The sequence below is a fragment of the Micromonospora sp. NPDC049044 genome (genome assembly GCF_040649215.1).
GTDB lineage: Bacteria > Actinomycetota > Actinomycetes > Mycobacteriales > Micromonosporaceae > Micromonospora.
The window spans coordinates 14,421-34,068 of the sequence record NZ_JBEZFA010000002.1 but is presented as its reverse complement, the minus strand read 5'-3'; the positions used below and the strand labels follow the sequence as shown (position 1 = coordinate 34,068).

Annotated in this window: 9 protein-coding genes; 8 read left to right on the top strand and 1 reads right to left on the bottom strand. The window is 73.2% G+C overall.

Annotated elements, in window-relative coordinates:
• Positions 1-23 precede the first annotated feature (23 nt).
• The 3 genes from AB0B85_RS01800 to AB0B85_RS01790 are packed head-to-tail and all read left to right on the top strand — an operon-like array spanning position 24 to position 2,597.
• On the top strand, positions 24-842 hold the full coding sequence (locus AB0B85_RS01800) for a hypothetical protein (protein WP_357402470.1): 819 nt from the start codon (positions 24-26) through the stop codon (positions 840-842).
• A complete protein-coding gene (locus tag AB0B85_RS01795; protein WP_357402468.1) occupies positions 839-1,450 on the top strand; it encodes a hypothetical protein in 612 nt (203 codons plus the stop codon). The genes AB0B85_RS01800 and AB0B85_RS01795 overlap by 4 nt, the downstream gene beginning before the upstream one ends.
• 4 nt (positions 1,451-1,454) lie before the next feature.
• Positions 1,455-2,597: an acyl-CoA dehydrogenase family protein gene (locus AB0B85_RS01790; protein WP_357402466.1), complete on the top strand. Its 1,143-nt coding sequence runs from the start codon at positions 1,455-1,457 to the stop codon at positions 2,595-2,597.
• Positions 2,598-2,625: 28 nt separating this feature from the next.
• Here the strand turns inward: AB0B85_RS01790 and AB0B85_RS01785 are convergent, their stop codons facing one another.
• Positions 2,626-3,261, bottom strand: coding sequence for a response regulator transcription factor (locus tag AB0B85_RS01785; protein ID WP_357402464.1), 636 nt, complete (start codon positions 3,259-3,261; stop codon positions 2,626-2,628).
• 162 nt (positions 3,262-3,423) lie between these two features.
• Here AB0B85_RS01785 and sbnB point away from each other — a divergent pair, with 162 nt between their 5' ends.
• From sbnB to AB0B85_RS01760, 5 genes are read left to right on the top strand one after another with little or no spacing between them, the layout of a single operon-like run.
• Positions 3,424-4,473: a 2,3-diaminopropionate biosynthesis protein SbnB gene (gene sbnB / locus AB0B85_RS01780; protein WP_357402462.1), complete on the top strand. Its 1,050-nt coding sequence runs from the start codon at positions 3,424-3,426 to the stop codon at positions 4,471-4,473.
• A 15-nt stretch (positions 4,474-4,488) separates the two neighbouring features.
• Positions 4,489-5,493, top strand: coding sequence for a 2,3-diaminopropionate biosynthesis protein SbnA (sbnA, locus tag AB0B85_RS01775; protein WP_357402460.1), 1,005 nt, complete (start codon positions 4,489-4,491; stop codon positions 5,491-5,493).
• Positions 5,490-11,732, top strand: a complete 6,243-nt coding sequence (locus AB0B85_RS01770) for an amino acid adenylation domain-containing protein (protein ID WP_357402458.1) — start codon at positions 5,490-5,492, stop codon at positions 11,730-11,732. Before sbnA ends, AB0B85_RS01770 begins: the two co-directional genes overlap by 4 nt.
• Positions 11,729-18,814, top strand: coding sequence for an amino acid adenylation domain-containing protein (locus tag AB0B85_RS01765; RefSeq protein WP_357402456.1), 7,086 nt, complete (start codon positions 11,729-11,731; stop codon positions 18,812-18,814). Before AB0B85_RS01770 ends, AB0B85_RS01765 begins: the two co-directional genes overlap by 4 nt.
• Positions 18,811-19,629 (top strand): ABC transporter permease, encoded by an 819-nt coding sequence (locus AB0B85_RS01760; protein WP_357402454.1) that lies wholly within the window; start codon positions 18,811-18,813, stop codon positions 19,627-19,629. Before AB0B85_RS01765 ends, AB0B85_RS01760 begins: the two co-directional genes overlap by 4 nt.
• Positions 19,630-19,648 lie beyond the last annotated feature (19 nt).

Genomic DNA, 19,648 nt, shown 5'->3' with positions numbered 1-19,648 from the left:
GGCCGGTCCTCACGGTGACGCAGATGATCAGCCAAACCTTCGACACCGGCGGCACCCGCCTGGACGACCCGGTCACCACGGCGTTTCTGCCGGCGGTGGTCGCGAGCGGCGGCCTCGCCTTCCGGCCCGGGGCGCTGGAGCGCCCCGGTAACACCTACTCCGCGATGATTGAGCGCCTCAGCCCGGCGTTCGCCGAGCTGCGCGGACCGGTCGACCTGGTCGTGCTGGCGTACGCGACGCCGGACGCCGTGCCGGGTGCGGTGGCCGGCCCGCTGGCCACCGCGGTCCTGCCCGGCAACCCGTCCGCGTTCGCGGTCACCGATCAGGGCGTCGCGGCACCGTTCACCGCGCTGGCGTTGGCCGAGCTGTACGCGGCCCGTACCGGCCTCGAACGGATCGTGGTGCTACTGCTGGACCAGGCCAGCTTCCCGTACGAGGTGCCGGACTCCCCGGCGGTGCGGGTCGACGGCGACGCGGTGGTCGTGCTGGTACTGGAGCGCCCCGGTGCGGACGACGGTCGGGGCGGCTACGAGATCCAGCAGGACAGCGGCGTGCCGGCCGCGGAGTTCACCGAGCGGATCGGGCGGCTGTGGAAGCAGCTTGCCGACGACGAGGACACCCCGGTGCTGTTCGGGCCGGGCGTCGATCCGGCCTGGTCGCTGCCGATCAGCGCGGTGGACGTCCGGCACGTGGCTCCGGGCCAGCCGGGCACCGGACTGTGGCGCGAAGCCGCGGCCCGGCACTCCGGTACGGCGCGCGGCACTGTGGTGCTGATCGATCTGGATCCCAGTACCGGCGACCTGTCCGGATGCCGGCTCGACACCGGAGCGCCGCCGCGATGAACACCCGCCGGGGCACGCCGTTCGCCTTGGACGCCGGCCTCTACGAGCCGGTGTTCCGGGCCGCCGAGCAGGACGGGATCGTCCCGGCGCTGCGGGCGCTGAGCGTGTTGATGGAGGCGGAGCCGCCGGCGCACCGCGACGGCGGGGTGGCGGCCAGCGTCATCGGCGGGGTCCCGGGGGTCCCGCCGCTGGCCGGCTTCACCCTGCCGGGCGGCGCGGTGTCGTTCGGACGAGGTGCGCCCTTCCTGGCACCGGACCGGTGGCGCCTCGGCCTGCTCTGGTTGCGGCTGGGATCGTCGGCCGGTCGGCGCCGTACCTGCGTACGGTGGCTGGCCTCGCGCCGTTCCGGTGGCGGCGACCTGCTCCGCTTCCAAATGATCAAAGGACAGCTGGCCGACGTGCTGGTGGAGCACCAGGAGATCGCGGCCGCGCTCGACGGCATCTCGCTGAGCCCGGCCATGACCCTGCACCTGCATGACCGGATCACCGCCGCCGACCGGGCCGTGCTCGGCCTGTTCGGCGCCGCCGGCTTCCTGCGCGACGGCCCGGGCGGCGAGGCGCACGTGTCCGAGCTGCTGGCCGACGTCTATGCCGAAGGAAGGGGGTGACCCCGTGGACGACCGCTTGTACGCGCTGCGCCGCGAGGTGTACGGATGGGCGCGCGAGCTGCGCCGGCACTCGCTCGACGTGGACGCCGACCCGGCCCGCGTGCACGAGCTGCTGGCGCAGCCCGGTGTCGCCTACATGGAGACGCTGGGCATCCCACCGGAGTTCGGCGGGCCGGTGCTGCGCGTGGGCGGGTACCGGTACGACGGCATGTCGGCGATCGAGCGGGTGGTCTCCCTGGAGGAGCTCGCGTTCGGCGACGCGGGCATCCTGCTCGCCGCACCGGGCCCGTCGATGTTCGGCGTGCTGCTGTGCCAGCTCGGCAACGAGAAACAGAAGACGACCTACTTCGACCGCCTGCTGGAGCGTCCGACGTGGACGTTCTTCGGGCTCACCGAGCCGGACCGCGGTTCGGACGCTACCGCCATCACCACGGCGCTGACCCCCGTACCGGAACAGTCCGGCTTCCTGCTGGACGGCGCGAAACGCTACATCGGCAACGGCTCGCGGGCCACGTTCGGTGCGGTGTTCTGCCGTACGGGGCCGGGGCCGTTCGGGGTGTCGGCGGCGATCGTCGAGGCCGACAGCCCGGGGTTCACCGCCGAACCACTCGACATGATCGGCCTGCGCGCGGTGCAGATCTCGCACCTGCAACTCAAGGCCGTCCCGGTCCCGGTCGAGGGGCTGCTGGGTGCGCACCTGCCGACGACCCGTCGCGGCATGTGGGGCTTCCTGCAGGTCTTCAACCGGCTGCGGCCCACGGTCGCGGCGATGGCGGTCGGCGTGGCGCGGGCCGCCCTGGAGTACGCCGGGACCGAGCGGAGGCTGGCGCCCCCCGCTGTGCAGGAGGAACTCGCCGTGCTCGGTTCGCGCATCGACCTGAGCCGCGCGCTGGTGCACCGGGCGGCGCGGGCTGTCGACGCCCACGGCGACGGTCAGCCGGCGTCGGTGGCGAAGGTCAGCGCCTGCCGGCTGGCAGCGTCGGTGACGCTGCGCGCGGCGGCGCTGCTCGGCCCGGCGGCCCGGATCGAGCATCCGCTGCTTGACAAGTTCGTCCGCGACGCTCAGGGGCTGGAGTTCATGGAAGGCACCTCGAACATCCAGCGGCTCAACGTGATACCGGGACTGCTCGGGCACGACCTGCGCTGAGTCTCCTCGCGGTGTTCTCCGGCCGGGCTCACTGGCCCAGGTAGGCGAGCACCGCCATCACGCGCCGGTTGTCGTCGGTGGACGGCGGTAGCTGCAACTTGGCCAGGATGCTGTTGATGTTCTTGGCGATCGCCTTCTCGGTCACGAACATGGCGGCGGCGATCGCCGCGTTGGACCGGCCCTGCGCGACCAACGCCAGCGTCTCCAGCTCCCGGGCGGTCAGCTGGGCCAGATGGTCGCTGCGGCGCACCATGCCGGAGACCACGTCCTCGTCCATCACCGTGCCGCCGCCGGCGACCGTCCGCAGCGCCGAGATGAACTGCTCGCCGTCGAACACCCGGTCCTTGAGGAGATAGCCGATGCCGCCCGCGCCGTCGGCGAGCAACTCGGTGGCGTAGAGCTGCTCGACGTACTGCGAGAGCAGCAGCACCGGCAGGCCGGGACGCAGCCGCCGGCCCTCGAGCGCGGCCTGCAGTCCCTCGTCGGTGAACGTGGGCGGCAGCCGGATGTCGATCAGGGCGAGGTCGAAATCCTCAGTGGTCAGAGCGTCCCGCAGTTCGGGCCCGCTGGTCACTGCGGTGACCACCTCGTCGCCGTGCGCCTCGAGTAGCTTGACCAGGCCCTCACGGAGCAGGAACTGGTCCTCCGCGAGTATCAGGCGCACCGGTGTGTCCCCCCGTGTCGTCGGCGGCACTCCTCCGCCGGGCCTGCCGAACATAGCGCACCCGCACGGCCGGTCAGCCCGCGGTCAGTCACTCGTCAGCGCTCTCCGCGAGCCTGATCTTGCCGTGAAAGACAGTTCGTCCAATCGTGCAAGGGAGTCGTCATGTCAGTCGATCTGCCGGGTTTCTCGGTTGTCCCGGGCGCGCAGGTGAGCTCGGTGCTGGACGGCCAGGAGAAGGCGATCATCGATGTGGTCGAGCAGGCCTACCGGCTGCACGGCGAGGCGCTCACCATCAATCCGCGCTCGTACTTCCTGCGTTTCCCGGACCGGCCGACCGCCCGCATCATCGCCCTGCCGGCCTCGCTCGGCGGCGACGCCCCGGTGGACGGGATCAAGTGGATCTCGAGTTTCCCGACCAACCTGGAGCGGGGCATCCCGCGGGCCTCCGCCGTGCTGATCCTCAACGACCCGGCGACCGGATACCCGATCGGGTGCCTGGAAAGTTCGATCATCAGCGCCAGCCGGACCGCCGCCTCGGCGGCACTCGCCGCCGGCCGGCTCAGCGAGGGCCGCACTCGTCCGACCCGGATCGGCTTCGTGGGCGCCGGGCTGATCGCCCGCTACATCCACACCTACCTCAAGGCCGCCGGCTGGTCCTTCGAGCAGCTCGGCGTGCACGATCTGTCCGCCGGGTACGCGCAGTCCTTCGGCGACCACCTACGGCGCACCGGGGTGAGCGGCGAGATCGTCGTGCACGACTCGCACGAGCAGCTGGTGCGCGACAGCGACCTGGTCGTCTACGCCACCACCGCCGGCACTCCGCACGTGCACGACCCCTCCTGGTTCGCGCACAACCCGCTGGTCCTGCACGTGTCGCTGCGCGACCTCGGCACCGAGGTGATCCTGTCGGCGACCAACGTGGTCGACGACGTCCATCACTGCCTCACCGCGAACACCTCGGTGCACCTCGCCGAGCAGCAGACCGGCAACCGTGACTTCCTCGTCGGAACCCTTCACGACGTGCTCACCGGCGCCGTGCGCCCGGACGCCGGCCGCCCGCTGGTGTTCTCACCGTTCGGCCTCGGCGTGCTGGACCTCGCGGTCGGCAGGTTCGTCTACGACGAGCTGGCCCGCACCGGTCAGCTCACCACTGTCGACGGCTTCTTCCACGACCTCGACCGCTACGGATCGAGCGCTGGGCGCCCGGCCTGATCTGACGGAGATGAGATGCAGATAGTCACCACCCCTGACCGTTTCAACGTCCCCGACGTTTTCGTGGACCTCACCCGGCTGGTCGGCCAGCGGATCTTCCTGAAGTGCGAGGGCTTCAACTTCGCCGGGTCGATCAAGCTGAAGGCCGCGGTCGAGATGATCGACCACGCCGAGCGCGCCGGCACGCTTCGCCCGGGCTCGACCATCGTGGAGAGCTCCTCCGGCAACCTCGGGGTCGCGCTCAGCATGGTCGCGGTCAGCCGCGGCTACCACTTCATCTGCGTGACCGACGCGCGCTGCACCCTCACGGCCCGGCAGATCATGCGTACGTTCGGCGCCGAGGTCTACGTGGTCACCCAGCCGCACCCGGTGGACGGGCTGGTCGGCGCGCGGGTCCGGCGCGTACGCCAGCTCTGCGCCGACAACGACGACTATTTCTGGCCCGACCAGTACGCGAACACGGCCAACCAGGCGGCGCACTACACCCGGACCGGCCCGGAGATCCTGGACGCGTTCCCCGACCTCGACCTGCTGTTCGTCGGGGTCGGCACGGCCGGGACGCTGATGGGCGCCACCCGCTACCTGCGCGAGCACCGCCCGTCGGTCAGGGTGGTCGCGATCGACGTCGTCGGCTCGGTGACCTTCGGCGGCCCGAACCTGCCCCGGATGATCCCGGGGCTGGGCTCAGCCCTCCCGTCCAAGCAACTCGACGTCTCGTACGTCGACGACGTGGTGATGGTCCCCGAGGTCGACACCGTCCGGGCCTGCTGGCACCTGGCCCGCTCCGGCTTCCTGTTCGGCGGCTCCACCGGCACCGTGATCGCCGGCGCGAGCCGCTGGTACGAGGAGCACCCGGAGGCCGCCGGCGGCACCGCGGTGGCGATCGGCCCGGACTTCGGCGAGCGCTACCTCGACACCGTGTACCAGACGCAGTGGTTCACCGACCTGTACGGCGCCGAGATGATGGACGGCGACCACGCCGCCCCCGGCAGCACCGGAAGCGAGCGGATGTCGGCATGAGCGAGCGACTGACCCTGACCGCGGCCCAGACCGACGTCTGGTTCGACGAGGCGTTCTCCACCGACCGGCTGGCCTACACCATGGCCGACTACCTCGACGTACGCGGCCCGTTCGACGCCGAGACGTTCCGCGCGGCACTGCACCGGCTGGCGGAGGAAGCCGAGTGCACCCGATCGCAGTTCTCGCTCGGCGACGACGGTCCGGTGGTGGTCGTCCGCGACCTGCCCGACCTGCCGATCCGCTCGGTGGATCTGCGCGGGCACGAGGACCCGGCCGGCGAGGCCGTCGCCGCCATGTGGCGGGACCTGGCCGACCCGTTCGACCCGGCTGGCTTCCCGCTGTTCCGGGTCGTCGTGTTCCGGGTCGCCGACGAGCGCTCGCTGTGCTACCTGGCCATGCACCACCTGCTCTGCGACGGCTACAGCCGGGTCGTGCTGTACCGGCGGCTCGGCGACATCTACACCGCGCTGGCCGCCGGCACCGAGATCGGCGGCCAGCCGCTGGCACCGCTGCGGCTGCTGCTCGACGCGGAGCGGGCGTACGCGGCCTCGCCCGCCCTCGCCACCGACCGCACCTTCTGGGTCGAGCAGATGAGCCCGGCGCCGGAGCCGATGAGCCTGTCGGCGCGCCCGGCCACCCCGGCCACCGGCCTGCTGCGGCGCAGCCTCACCTTGGGCGGCATGACCGGCCGCAAGCTGCGGGACCGGGCCGCCGCGTACCAGGTCAGCTGGCCGGCCTTCGTGCTCGCGGCGGCCACCGCCTACCTCGGCCGGGCCGCTGGCCGCGAGGACGTGCTGCTCACTCTGCCGGTGGCCGGCCGGGTCGGTGCCGGCACCCGCGCGGTGCCCGGCATGGTCGCCAACTACCTGCCGATCCGGCAGCGTCTCACCGCGGCGACCACGGTCGACGACCTGCTGCGGCAGACCTCGCGTACGCTGCTGCGCACGCTGCGCCACCAGCGGTACCGGGTCGACAAGATCCGTACCGAGCTGGGGATGACCGCCGCGGACCGCCGCCCGTTCGGCCCGTTCGTCAACGTGCTGCCGCAGGAGCCCTCCTTCGAGCTGGGCGGGGCCGAGGCGCGGCTGCACAACCTGTCCACCGGCATCGTCGACGACCTGATGATCACCGTGTTGGACGCGCCGGACGACGCCGTCGAGGTCCACCTCAACGGCAACGCCGACCGGTACGCCGAGAGCGAGCTGGACGACCACCTGGCCCGCTACACCGCGTTCCTGCAGGAGTTCGCGCAGGCCGAGTCCGACACTCCGGTCAGCGCACTGCCGATGGTGACCGAGGTCGAGGCCGAGCTGCTGCGCCGCTGGCAGGGCGAGGTGCACCCGGAGGAGTTCGTCGGCGTGTTCGAGCGGATCCGCGCGGTGGCCCGTAGCCGGCCGGACGACGTGGCGGTCCTCGACGAGGACGGCACCATGACATACGGCGAGCTGGTCGGTCGGGCCAACGCGCTGTCCCGGCGGCTGGCGCCCGGCTCGGTTGCGGCGGTGCTCGCCCCGCCCGGTGGCTCGTTCATCACCTCGGTGCTGGCCACCCTGCACGCTGGCGCGGTCTGGGCGCCGCTCGACATCGACGCGCCGGTCGCCCGGTCGGTCGCCATGTTGCAGGACGCCGGCGTCGAGCACCTGCTCGTCGATCCGCGTTGCGCGGAGCTCGCCGAGCGGATCCTGGCCGAGGCCGGCGACTCCGCGGTGCGGCGGACCCGGGTGACCCGCAAGGCCGACATCCCCAGCCGATGGACCGAGCCGCTCGACCGGCCCGGCGACGTCGCGTACATCATCTTCACGTCCGGCTCGACCGGCCGGCCCAAGGGCGCCATGGTGCATCGCGGCGGGCTGGTCAACCACCTGCTCGCCAAGGTCGAGGACCTGAACCTGCGTGCCGACTGCCGGGTGGTGCAGAACGCGCCGGTGACCTTCGACGTGTCGGTGTGGCAGATGCTGGCCCCGCTGATCGTCGGCGGCACCGTGCGGGCTGTCTCCCGCCGCCGAGCGGGCGACCCGCAGGAGCTGTTCGGGCTGGTCAGGTCGGACGGCATCACGGTGCTGGAGGTGGTGCCGTCGCTGCTGCGCGCGGCATTGGACCTCTGGGACGCCGGGCTGCCCGCGCCGGCGGTCCGGCCGACGCTGCGCCACCTCATGGTCACCGGCGAGGCGATGCCCGCCGACCTGTGCGAGCGCTGGTTCGCCCGGCACCCCGAGGTGCCGATCATCAACGCGTACGGGCCGACCGAGTGCTCCGACGACGTGACGCACGCGGTGATCCGGGCCGGCGATCCGGTCGGTGCCCGGGTGCCGATCGGTTACCCGGTCCGCAACACGCTGCTCTACGTGCTCGACGACCACCTGTCGCCGGTCGGCGTCGGGGTGGCCGGCGAGCTGTACGTCGGTGGGGTCGGCGTCGGGCCGGGCTACGTGGGCGACCCGGTCAAGACCGCTTTCCGGTTCCTGGCCGACCCGTTCGCCGGGCCCGGCACGCGGATGTACCGCACCGGCGACCGGGTGATCCGCCGCGCCGACGGTCAGCTCGAGTTCATCGAGCGCCGCGACCACCAGGTCAAGATTCGTGGGCACCGCATCGAGCTCGGCGAGGTCGAGGCGGCGCTGCGGGCGGTCGACGAGGTGGTCGACGCCGCGGTGGCCGCGGTGGCCGGCCCGGCCGGCACCCGCCTGGTGGCCTTCGTGACCGGGGTGGCGGACGCCGCGCTCGTGCGCACCCGGTTGGCGAGCGTGCTGCCGGACTACATGGTCCCCGCGGCGTGGCACGTGGTGGACGCGCTGCCGCTGACCGCGCACGGCAAGGTGGACCGCACCAAGCTGCTCACCCTGACCACGACCACGATCCCGTCAGCGGCCGCGATCGCCGCGCCGGGCGACTACGACCTGGTCGCCGTGGTGCGCGAGGTGTTCGCCGCGGTGCTGCAACTGGAGCAGGTGGCGGCCACCGACAGCTTCTTCGCCCTGGGCGGCGACTCGATCACCGCGATCCAGATGGTCAGCCATCTGCGGCAGCGGGGTGTCGTGGTGACACCGCGCGACGTGCTCACCGGGGTCACCCCGCACGGGATCGCACTGACGGCCGCCAAGGTGACCGAGCCGCCGCCGGTGGCCGCGGACGGGACCGGCGAGGTGCTGCTGACCCCGATCGCCGCCCAGCTCTGGGAGGACGCGGGCGACCTGTCCGGTGCGGCCCGGCCGTACAGCCAGCACGTGGTGATCCGGACGCCGGGAGGCGCCGGGCGCGAGCGGGTGGCCCAGGTGCTCCAGGCGCTGGTGGACACCCACGACATGCTGCGGATGACGGTCGACAGCCCGTCCCCCGGTTTCTGGCAGCAGCGGGTCGTGCCGGCCGGCCGGGTCGACGCGGGAGAGCTGCTGGCGTACGCCGAACTGCCGCGCGGCGCCGGCCGCGACGTTCCCGCCGAGATCGAGCGGCACCTGGCCGCCGCCCGCGACCGGCTCGACCCGGCCAGCGGCGCCACGATGCGCGCCGCGCTGCTCGACGACGGCGACCAGCCCGGCTGGCTGTTGCTTGTGGTACACCACCTCGCCGTCGACGGCGTCTCCTGGCGCATCCTGCTCGCCGACCTGGAGGCCGCGTGGACCGCTGTCGCTGCGGGGGAGCCGCCGCGGCTGGAGGCCGTGCCGGTCTCCTACCGCCGGTGGGCGGCGACGCTCGCCGAGGAGGCACGCGTCCCGTCGCGGGTCGCGGAGATGGCTTACTGGCTCGGCCAACAGGCGCCCGCCGTGCTCGGCACCCGGTCGCCCGACCCGGCGGTCGACACCTACGGCACCTCCGCGACGCTGCGGCTGGAGCTGGACGCCGCCACCACCACGGCGCTGCTCACCGAGCTACCGGCGGTCTTCCACGCCGAGATCAACGACGTGCTGCTGACCGCGCTGACGCTGGCGATCGTCGAGTGTCGGGGCATCACCGAGTACACCGTGGAGCTGGAGGGGCACGGCCGCGAGGACCTGCGCGACGGGCTCGACCTGTCCCGCACCGTCGGCTGGTTCACAAGCGTCTTCCCGGTGCGGCTGAGCACCGCCGGCCTCGACCCGGACGCTGCCTGGTCCGGCCCTTCCGGCGTGGGCGACCTGCTCAAGCACGTCAAGGAGCTGCTGCACGCGGTGCCCCAGCGCGGCGTCGGCCACGGCCTGCTGCGGCACCTCAACCCGCAGACCGCCCGGCTGCTGACCGGCGAGCCGCCCCGGATCGGGTTCAACTACCTGGGCCGGTTCGTCGCCTCGGACGGGTCCGCGCCGTGGACCCTGGACGCGGGCACCGGCATCGGCACCGGCTTCCACCCGGATCTGCCGCTGCGGCACACCCTGGCGGTCACCCCGTTCACCGAGCAGCGCGCCGACGGCCCGCACCTGGTGGCGGACTGGCTCTGGGCGCCCGGCGCGCTGGACCGCCCGGACGCCGAGGAGATCGCCCAGGCGTGGTTCAGCGCGTTGCGGCTGCTGGTGGCGCACTGTCGCACCCCCGGCGTCGGCGGGCACAGCCCGTCGGACTTCCCGCTGGTCAGCGTCGAGCAAGACGAGGTGGACACCTGGTCGGCCGGGCAGAAGCTCACCGACGTGCGGCCGTTGACCGCCATCCAGCGCGGGATGCTCGCGCACAGCCGGTTCGGTGCCGGTGCCGGGTCGATCTACCACCTGCAGGTGACGGCCGACCTGGTCGGCTCGACCGACCCGCTGCGGCTGGCAGCGGCGATGACCGCGCTGGTCCGCAAGTACGACGTGCTGCGCACCGGATACCTGCATCGGGACACCGGCGGCCCGGTCGCCCTGGTCCGCCCGGACGGCAAGGTGCCGTGGCGCGAGCTGACCGCCAGCGGCGACGCTGAGCTCGACCGGCTGGCCGACGAGGACCGGGACCAGCCGTTCGACCTGGACCGGCCGCCGCTGATGCGGTTCACCCTGGCCCGGCTGGACGAGGCGCGCACGCGTCTGATCTGGACGCTGCACCACATCGCCGTCGACGGGTGGTCCATGCCGTACCTGGTACGGGACCTGCTCGCGATGTACCAGGACGAGGATCTCGCGGAGATCTCAGGGCCGCAGTTCACCGACTACCTGAACTGGATCGCCCGGCAGGACCGCGATGCCGCCCGGCGGGCCTGGCACACCGCGCTGGCTGGCGCGTCCGGCCCGACGCTGGTGGCGGGGCACAAGCCGCGAATGGCGATCGGGCGTACGGCCTCGTCGACGCGGTGGCTGCCGGCTGGCGTCACCGCCGCGCTGACCGCGCTGGCCGCCCGGCATGAGGTCACCGTCGGCACCGTGGTGCAGGCCTGCTGGGCCCTGCATCTGGGCCGGCTCACCGGGCGCGACGATCTGCTCTTCGGCTGCACGGTCTCCACCCGCCCGGCCGAGCTGGCCGGCATCGACCAGACGGTCGGGATGTTCCTGAACACCCTGCCGGTGCGGGTCGTTTTGCAGCCGGGCGAGGCGTTCGGCGGCCTGCTGCGCCGCGTCCAGGACGAGCAGGCGAACCTGCGCCGCTACGACTACCTCGGCCTGGCCGAGATGCTGCGCGGCAACCCCGCGCTGGCCGGCGTCGGGGAGCCCTACGACACCGCGGTGGTCTTCGACAACTTCCCGGCCCTGGACCCCGACGAGCTGACCGGCGAACCAAGGGTGGAGAACGTTGTCGCCCGCGATTCCCGGCACTATGCGCTGAGCCTGGTCGTGCAGCCCGGCGCCGAGCTGGAACTGCGTTTCGATCACGCACCCGAGGCGATCGGCCCGGACCGGGCCACCGAGATTGCCGAGGAGTTCCTGGCACTGCTGACCACCGTGGCGGGCGCCGATCCGCGCGCCTCGGTGGACGACCTGGCCGGGCCGATCAGCCCGGCGGTCGCGCGGCAGTGGCCCGAGACGTCGGCGCCGGCGTTCACGCCGAGCCGTGAGCAGCCGTCCGAATTCGATCTGCGGGCGGTGTTCGCCGAGGTCCTCGGCCTGGAGCAGGTCGGCGCGACGGACAACTTCTTCATGCTCGGCGGCGACTCCATCGCGGCCGTGCAGGTGGTCGCCCGCGCCCGGCTACGCGGCTGGGAGATCACTCCGCAGGACATCTTCACCGCGCCGCAACCGGCTGCTCTGGCTGCTCTGGCCGTCGCGGTCGGCGACGAACCCGCCCCGGCGGCGACCGTGCCGCTAATCGAGTTGTCCGTCGACGAGATGGACGAGCTCGACTTCGATCTGGAGCTGCAATGAGCATCGACCACCGCGCGAGGAGCAGCGAGTTTCTTCCGCTCACACCCCTGCAGAAGGGCTTGCTGTTCCACGCCCGCCGCGTCGAACAGGGCGCCGACGTGTACGTGCTACAGCTGGTCGCCGACGTGCGCGGCGACCTCGACCCAGCCCGCCTGCGCCAGGCCTACGCCCAGCTGCTGCACCGGCACCCGGGCCTGCGGGCCTGCTTCCGCACCGGCCGCTCCGGCGAGCCGGTGCAGGTGGTGCCGGCGTCGGTGCCGATCGAGCTGACCGAGGTGGACCTGAGCGCGGTGCCCGAGGCACAGCGCGCGGCCCGGCTCGAGCAGCACACCGACGCCGACCGGACGGCCCGCTTCGACCTGAGCCGGCCGCCGCTGCTGCGCGCCACGCTGATCCGGCACGGCGCCGACCGGTGGCGGTTTTTGCTCACCGTCCACCACATCCTGGTCGACGGCTGGTCGCTGCCGATCCTGCTGAACGACCTGTTCGCGGCGTACGCCGGCGTTGCGCAGGAGCCGGCCGCGGCCGGCTACCGCGAGCACTACGCCTGGCTCGCCGGACGCGACCGCCAGGCGGCCGCCGAGGCCTGGCGCCGCGAGCTGGCCGGCCTGGACGGGCCGACCCGGGTGGCGCCCGACGCACCGCAGACGCCCGTGCTGCCGTCGGTGCACACGGTGCGCCTGCCGGCGGCGGCGACCCGACGACTGACCGGCTTCACCCGCGGCCAGGGGATGACGCTCAACACCGCGGTGCAACTGGCCTGGGCGATCGTGGTCGGCCAGCTGACCGGGCGTACCGATGTGGTCTTCGGCGCGGTCGACGCGGGTCGCGCCGCCGGGGTGGCCGGCGCCGAGTCGATGGTCGGCATGTTCGCCAACACCGTGCCGGTACGCGGCCGGCTCGACCCGGCCGTACCGGTCACTCAGGCGCTCGCCGAGCTGCACATGCAACAGGCCGCGCTGCTGGCGCACCGGCACCTGGGCCTCGCCGAGGTGCAGCAGGCCGCCGGCATCACCGACCTGTTCGACACGGTGCTGATGTTCCAGAACTACCCGGCCGACTACGACGCGCTCGGCTGGCTGCGCGGCAGCCTGACCGTGGACGGCGCCGAGGTCCGCAACGCCACCGAGTACCCGCTGAGTCTGACAGCGGTGCCCGGCGACGAGCTGGAGCTGCAGGTCGGCTACCGGCCGGACACCGTTGCCGAGGGCGAGGCCCGGCGGATCGCGAACCTGCTGGTGCGGCTGCTCGGCAGCCTGCCGGAGCAGGCCGACACGCCGCTGGGCGGGCTCGACCTGCTCGACGACGAGCTGCGCTCGACGCTGCTCACCGAACGCAACGACACCGCCGTGGCCTGGCCGGCCGGCCTGCTGCCGGAGCTGCTCGCGGCGACCGTGAAGACCTGGCCGGAGACCACGGCGCTGGTCAGCGGCGAGACCACGCTGACCGCCCGGCAGCTCGACGAGCGGGCGAACCGGCTCGCCCGGCTGCTGCGGGAGCGCGGCGCCGGCGCGGGCAGCATCGTCGCGATCGCGCTGCCGCGCGGCACCAACCTGGTGGTCGCCGCGCTCGCGGTGCTCAAGGCCGGCGCGGCCTACCTGGCCGTGGACCCGGACCACCCGGCCGACCGGGTGCGGTTCATGCTCGACGACACCGCCGCCGACCTCGTGCTCACCACCTGCGGCTTCGACGCGGACCTGGGCGCCGCCCGGCCGATCCACCTCGGAACCGCGGAGTTCGAGCGGGAGCTGGCGGCCACGCCGGCCGAGCCGGTCGCCATCCGGTACGCGGCGGACGACCCGGCGTACGTCATCTACACCTCCGGCTCCACCGGCCGGCCCAAGGGGGTCGTGGTGCCCTACGGCGCCCTGACCAACCTGGTCCTCGACATGCGCGAGCGCCTCGAGGTCACCCCGGCCGACCGGCTGCTCGCGGTGACCACATTCGGCTTCGACATCGCGATGCTGGAGCTGTTCGTGCCGCTGCTGGCCGGCGCCACGCTGCTGCTCGCCGACCGTGCCACCGCCCGCGACCCCGACGCGCTGGCCGCCATGGTGACCGGCGCCGGCGCCACAGTCATGCAGGCCACCCCGAGCCACTGGCAGGTGCTCGCGGCCGCGCACCCGTCCTGCCTGTCCGGCCTGCGGGTGCTGACCGGCGGCGAGCCGCTGGGCACCGCGCTGGCCGCGCAGCTCACCGCGCACGCCGCCGACGTGGTCAACCTGTACGGCCCGACCGAGACCACCATCTGGTCCACCGCCTGGCGGGTCGACATCACCCGGGCGGGCGCGCCGCCGATCGGCTCACCGATCGCCAACACCCAGGTGTACGTCCTCGACCGCGCGCTGCGCCCGGCACCGCCCGGTGTGGCCGGCGAGTTGTACATCGCCGGTGACGGCCTGGCGCACGGCTACCTCAACCGGCCGTCGCTTACCGCCGGCCGGTTCGTCGCCGACCCGTTCGGCCCGGCCGGCTCCCGGATGTACCGCACCGGCGACCTGGCCCGCTGGGCCGCCGACGGCCTCCTGGAGTGCCTGGGCCGGGTGGACCGGCAGGTGAAGATCCGTGGGCACCGGATCGAGCTCGGCGAGATCGAGTCGGTGCTCGTCACGCACCCGACGGTGCTGCGAGCGGCGGTCGTCGCGAGCACCGGCGCGGCCGGCGTCCGGCTGATCGGGTACGCCGAGCTGGCACCCGGCGGATCCCGGCCGGACGGCCGCGAACTGCACGATTACCTGGCACAGCGGCTGCCGGAGTACATGGTGCCGGTAGTGGTGCTGCCACTCGACGACCTGCCGATGACACCCAGCGGCAAGATCGACTACAAGGCGCTGCCGGAGCCGGAGTTCACCCGCACGGCCGGCCGGGCGCCCGGCACCCCCGAGCAGGAGCTGGTGTGCCAGCTCTTCGCCGAGGTGCTCGGCGCCGCCTCGGTCGGCCCGGACGACGACTTCTTCGAGTTGGGCGGGCACTCGCTGCTGGTGGCGCGGCTGCTGGTGCGGGTGCGGGCCGCGTTCGGAGTCGAGGTGGCAGTGCGCACGGTCTTCGAGCAGCCGACCCCGCGCCGCCTGGCCGCCGCGCTGCACGTCGCGGACACCGCGACGCGTACGCCGCTGGTCAGCGCCCCGCGCCCCGAGCGGCTGCCGTTGTCGCCCGCGCAGAGCCGGCTCTGGTTCCTCAACCGGCTCGACCCGGCCGGCGGCGGTTACAACGTCACCCTGGCGCTGTGGCTACGCGGCACGCTCGACGTCGCCGCGCTGGCCGGTGCGGTCGCCGACGTGAGCCGGCGCCACGAGATCCTGCGCACGATCTTCCCGCAGGACGCCGAGCGGCCACGCCAGCACGTCGTTGACGCCGAGGCGACCCTGCACGTGGTGCCCGGCGCCGACCCGGCAGCCGTGCAGGCGGCCGCGCACCGCGGCTTCGACCTGGTCACCGAGGTGCCGCTGCGGGCGTACCTGTTCGAAGCCACCCCGGACGAGCGCCTGCTGCTGCTGGTCTTCCACCACATCGCCTTCGACGGTTGGTCCGCCGTCCCGTTTGCCGAAGATCTGGCCGCGGCCTACCGCGAGCGCACCGGCCAGGGCGGCCCGGCGGCCGAGCCGCTGCCGGTGCAGTACGCCGACTACGCGCTCTGGCAGCGAGACCTGCTCGGCGACCCCGATGACCCGGACAGCCTGGCCGCCCAGCAGGTCGGCTACTTCCGGCGCACCCTGGCCGGTCTGCCGGAGGAGCTGAACCTGCCCACCGACCGGCCCCGGCCGGCGGTGGCCGGTTACGCCGGTGACCGGGTGCTGCTGCGCGTGCCGGCGAAGCTGCACGCCGCTGTGGTCGCACTGGCCCGGCAGTGCGAGGTCACCCCGTTCATGGTGGTGCAGGCGGCGCTGGCGACCACGCTGAGCAAGCTGGGCGCCGGCCGCGACATCGCGCTGGCCACCGCGGTCGCCGGGCGCACCGACCGGGCCACCGAGACCCTGGTCGGGTTCTTCGTCAACACCTTGGTGCTGCGCACCGACCTGAGTGGCGACCCGAGCGTCCGGGAGCTGCTCACCCGGATCCGCGAGGCCGACCTGGGCGCCTTCGCCCACGCCGACGTGCCGTTCGAGCAGGTGGTGGAGGCGCTCAACCCGGCCCGCTCGCTGGCCCGGCCACCGCTGGCCCAGGTCGCGCTGGTGCTGCAGAACACCGCCGCGCCGGTGCTGGACCTGCCGGGCATCACGACGGCTCCGCACGACACCGGGGTGGTGGCGTCCACGTTCGACCTGGCGCTGACGCTGTCCGAGCACGACGGCGACGGCCTGGACGGCGCGCTGGAGTACAACACCGACCTGTTCGACCCGGCCAGTGCCGAGCGCGTCGTCCGGCGGTTCCTGCTGGTGCTTGCCGCGCTGGTCGACGACCCGGCGCTGCCGGTCAGCCGGATCGACGCGCTGGAGCCGGCCGAGCGGGCCCAGATCCTCGGCGAGTGGAGCCGCTCGTCGCTGCGGACCGCACTGCCCGACCGCGACCTGGCGGGGCTCTTCGCCCGGCGGGCCGCCGAGGGCGGTGCCCGCGAGGCGCTGGTCGCCGGGACCGAGCGGCTCACCTTCGACCAGCTCGGCGCCCGGGTGCACCGGCTGGCCCGGGAACTGCTGGCCCGCGGGGTGGGCGCCGGCGACATCGTCGCGCTGGCCCTGCCGCGCGGCACCGAGCCGGTGGTCGCGGCGTTGGCGGTGCTCGCCGCCGGTGCGGCGTACCTGCCGATCGACGCGGCCAACCCGGCCGAGCGGATCGGCTACCTGCTCGGCGACGCCCGGCCGGTACTGCTGATCACCACCGCCGCCACCACGCCCCAACTGCCGGAGCTGCCGCCCGTGCTGCTGCTCGACGACGCGGGCACCGCCGGGGCGCTGGCGCGGCACGAGCCCGGCGCGGTCACCGACGGCGAGCGACGCCGCCCGCTGCGGGCCGACGACCCGGCGTACGTCATCTACACCTCCGGGTCCACCGGCCGTCCCAAGGGAGTGGTGGTCGCGCACGCCAGCGGCGTGCATCTGGCCGCCGACCACGGCGCGCGGTTCGGCGTCGGCGCGGAGTCCCGCGGGCTGCAGTTCGCCTCGTTCGGCTTCGACGCCGCGTTCTGGGAGATGTGCGTGTCGCTGCTCTCCGGCGGCGCGATGGTGGTCGCAGCGGACGAGGCGCGGGCCGGCCGGCCACTGGTCGAGCTGCTGCACGCCGAGCGGATCACGCTCGCCGTGCTGCCGCCGGTGGTGGTCGGCGCGTTCCCGCAGGACTGCGACCTGCCTGACGGGTTCGTTCTGGCGGTCGCGGGTGAGGCGTGCCCGCCCGAGGTCGTCGAGCGGTGGGCCCCGAACCGCATCATGATCAACGCGTACGGGCCGACCGAGACCACGGTGTGCGCCAGCGTCAGCGACCCGTTGCGGGCCGGCGCGCGCCCGCCGATCGGCCGCCCGGTCGCCGGTCACCGGATCTACCTGCTGGACGACCGGTTACAGCCGGTGCCGGCCGGCGTGCCCGGCGAACTGTACGTCGGCGGCACCGGCCTGGCGCTGGGCTACCTGGGCCGTCCCGCGCTGTCCGCGCAGCGGTTCGTGGCCGATCCGTTCGGCCCGGACGGCGCCCGGATGTACCGCACCGGCGACGTCGCCCGCTGGCTCGGCGACGGCAGCATCGACTACCTGGGTCGCTCCGACCATCAGGTGAAGATCCGCGGCTACCGGGTGGAGACCGGCGAGATCGAGAGCGCGCTGCTGGCCGCCGGGTCGATCGCCCAGGCCGCCGTGCTGGTGCGGGAGGACCGGCCGGGGTTCCCGCGGCTGACCGGCTACCTGGTGCCGGAGCCGGGCCACGCCGTGGACGACGAGGCCGGGCTGCGGGCCCGACTGCGCCGCGGCCTGCCGGACTACATGGTGCCGGACGACCTGGTGGTGCTGGACGAGCTGCCGACCACGATCAACGGCAAGGTCGACCGCGCGGCGCTGCCGGCACCGCAGCGGCGGCGCGCGGCGAGCCGTCCGCCGAGGACCGCGCTGCAACGCACGCTCTGCCGGGCGTACGCCGAGGTGCTCGGCGTCGACGAGGTCGGCGTCGACGACGACTTCTTCGACTGCGGCGGCAACAGCATCCGCTCGGTACACCTGGTGTCCCACGCGGAACAGGCCGGGCTGCGGCTGACCATCGTGGACGTCTTCACCGACCGCACCCCGGCACGGCTGGCCGAGCGGATCCTCACGGCCGGCCCGCAGACGGCTGCGGACGGCTCGACGGACGCCTTCGCCCCCGTGCTGACCATCCGCGGGTCGGGCACCCTGCCGCCGCTGTTCTGCGTGCACGGCGGGATGGGGCTGAGCCTGACCTACGCGGGGCTGGCCGCGCACCTGGAGGCCGAGCGGCCGGTGTACGGGCTGCAGAGTCCGTACCACGACCCGGCGGCGGGACTGCCGGAGAGCATCGAGCAGCTGGCCGGGGCCTACCTGGAGCAGGTGCGCGCGATCCAGCCGTCCGGGCCGTACCACCTGCTCGGCTGGTCGTTCGGCGGCCTGGTGGCCTTCGAGATGGCCCGAATGCTGCAGGCCGACGGCGAGCAGGTGGCCTTCCTGGCCGACCTGGACAGCTTTCCCTACGACGCGGCGCGCGACGAGCCGCTGCCGGACGAGGCGGACCTGACCGCTCGGCTCGCCGAGTACCTCGGGTACGCGGAGCAGGGCAGCGGTGAGCCGCCGATGACCCTGGCGCGGATCGTGGACCGGCTGCAGAGCTCGGACGGCGGGTTGGCCGCGATCGGGATGGAGCGGGCCACCCGGATGCTCACGTTGATGCGCCGGCATGCCGAGCTGGTCCACGCCCACGTCCCGGGCGTCTACACCGGAGCGCTGCACCTGGTCACGGCCACCGAACGGGTCGATCCAGCGCTGCTGGCGGACCGGGCCCGGCGCTGGGAACGGCACGTGGCGGGCGAGATTCACCGTCTCGACGTGGACTGCGTCCACGAGTTCATGATGCATCCCGGCCCGCAGACGCGGATCGGTTCCTGGGTGGCGCGGGAGTTGAGTGCTCTCGCGGGCAAGGAGGCGCAACGATGACGACGCAGGCGGGTACGGTCCCGGCCACAGGGCCGGTCGCACTGTTTGTGGAGACGGTGGCGCTGTGCGGCCGCCGTTTGCGGCGGCTGCGGCGCAGTCCCGGCCGGCTGGTCGGGATGGTAATGAACCCGCTGGTGATGCTGGTGGCGGTCGGCTATCTGTTCGAGGGCGCGCTGGTGTCGCCCGGTACCGGTAGCTACATCGACTACCTGATGGCCGGCGTGGTGCTTCAGGTCGGTCTGGCCGGTATCGGCCCGACCGCTATCAGCGCCTCGATGGACGTGCACGGCGGGTTGATGGACCGGTTCCGGTCGCTGCCGATCTCCCGGGCCGCGGTTCTGGCCGGGCACGCGATCAGTGACACCGTCGCCGGGATCGCGGGGTTGCTCGCGGTGACCGGCGTGGGCCTGGTCCTGGGCTGGCGCCCGCACGCCGGTGCGCTGGACGTCGCCGCCGGCTTCGGGGTGGTGATCGTGTTCATCCACGTGATGGCGTGGGTGGGCATCCTGATCGGCCTGCTGGTGAGGTCGGTCGAGTCGATCGACTCGATCGGTGCGCTGGTGGTGGTGCTGTTCACGTTCCTGTCCAACGTGGTCTTCCCCACCTCAGCCATGCCGGGCTGGCTGCGCCCGGTGGTGGACTGGAACCCGGTGAGCGCCGTGGCGACGGTGATCCGCAGGCTGTGGGGCGCGCCCGGACAGGACGTGCCCGGCTTCGCCGGTGACCACGCGAGCGCTGTTCTGATGATCACGGTGGGCGCGTTGCTACTGGCCACGAGCTGGCTCAGCGTACGGCGCCTGCGTGCCGCCGACTGACGGCCGAACCGTACGGAAC

Coding starts and splice junctions, on each gene's coding strand:
- AB0B85_RS01800 (WP_357402470.1), top strand. CDS start 24: ATGATCAGCCAAACCTTCGACACCGGCGGCACCCGCCTGGACGACCCG.
- AB0B85_RS01795 (WP_357402468.1), top strand. CDS start 839: ATGAACACCCGCCGGGGCACGCCGTTCGCCTTGGACGCCGGCCTCTAC.
- sbnB (WP_357402462.1), top strand. CDS start 3,424: ATGTCAGTCGATCTGCCGGGTTTCTCGGTTGTCCCGGGCGCGCAGGTG.
- sbnA (WP_357402460.1), top strand. CDS start 4,489: ATGCAGATAGTCACCACCCCTGACCGTTTCAACGTCCCCGACGTTTTC.
- AB0B85_RS01770 (WP_357402458.1), top strand. CDS start 5,490: ATGAGCGAGCGACTGACCCTGACCGCGGCCCAGACCGACGTCTGGTTC.
- AB0B85_RS01765 (WP_357402456.1), top strand. CDS start 11,729: ATGAGCATCGACCACCGCGCGAGGAGCAGCGAGTTTCTTCCGCTCACA.
- AB0B85_RS01760 (WP_357402454.1), top strand. CDS start 18,811: ATGACGACGCAGGCGGGTACGGTCCCGGCCACAGGGCCGGTCGCACTG.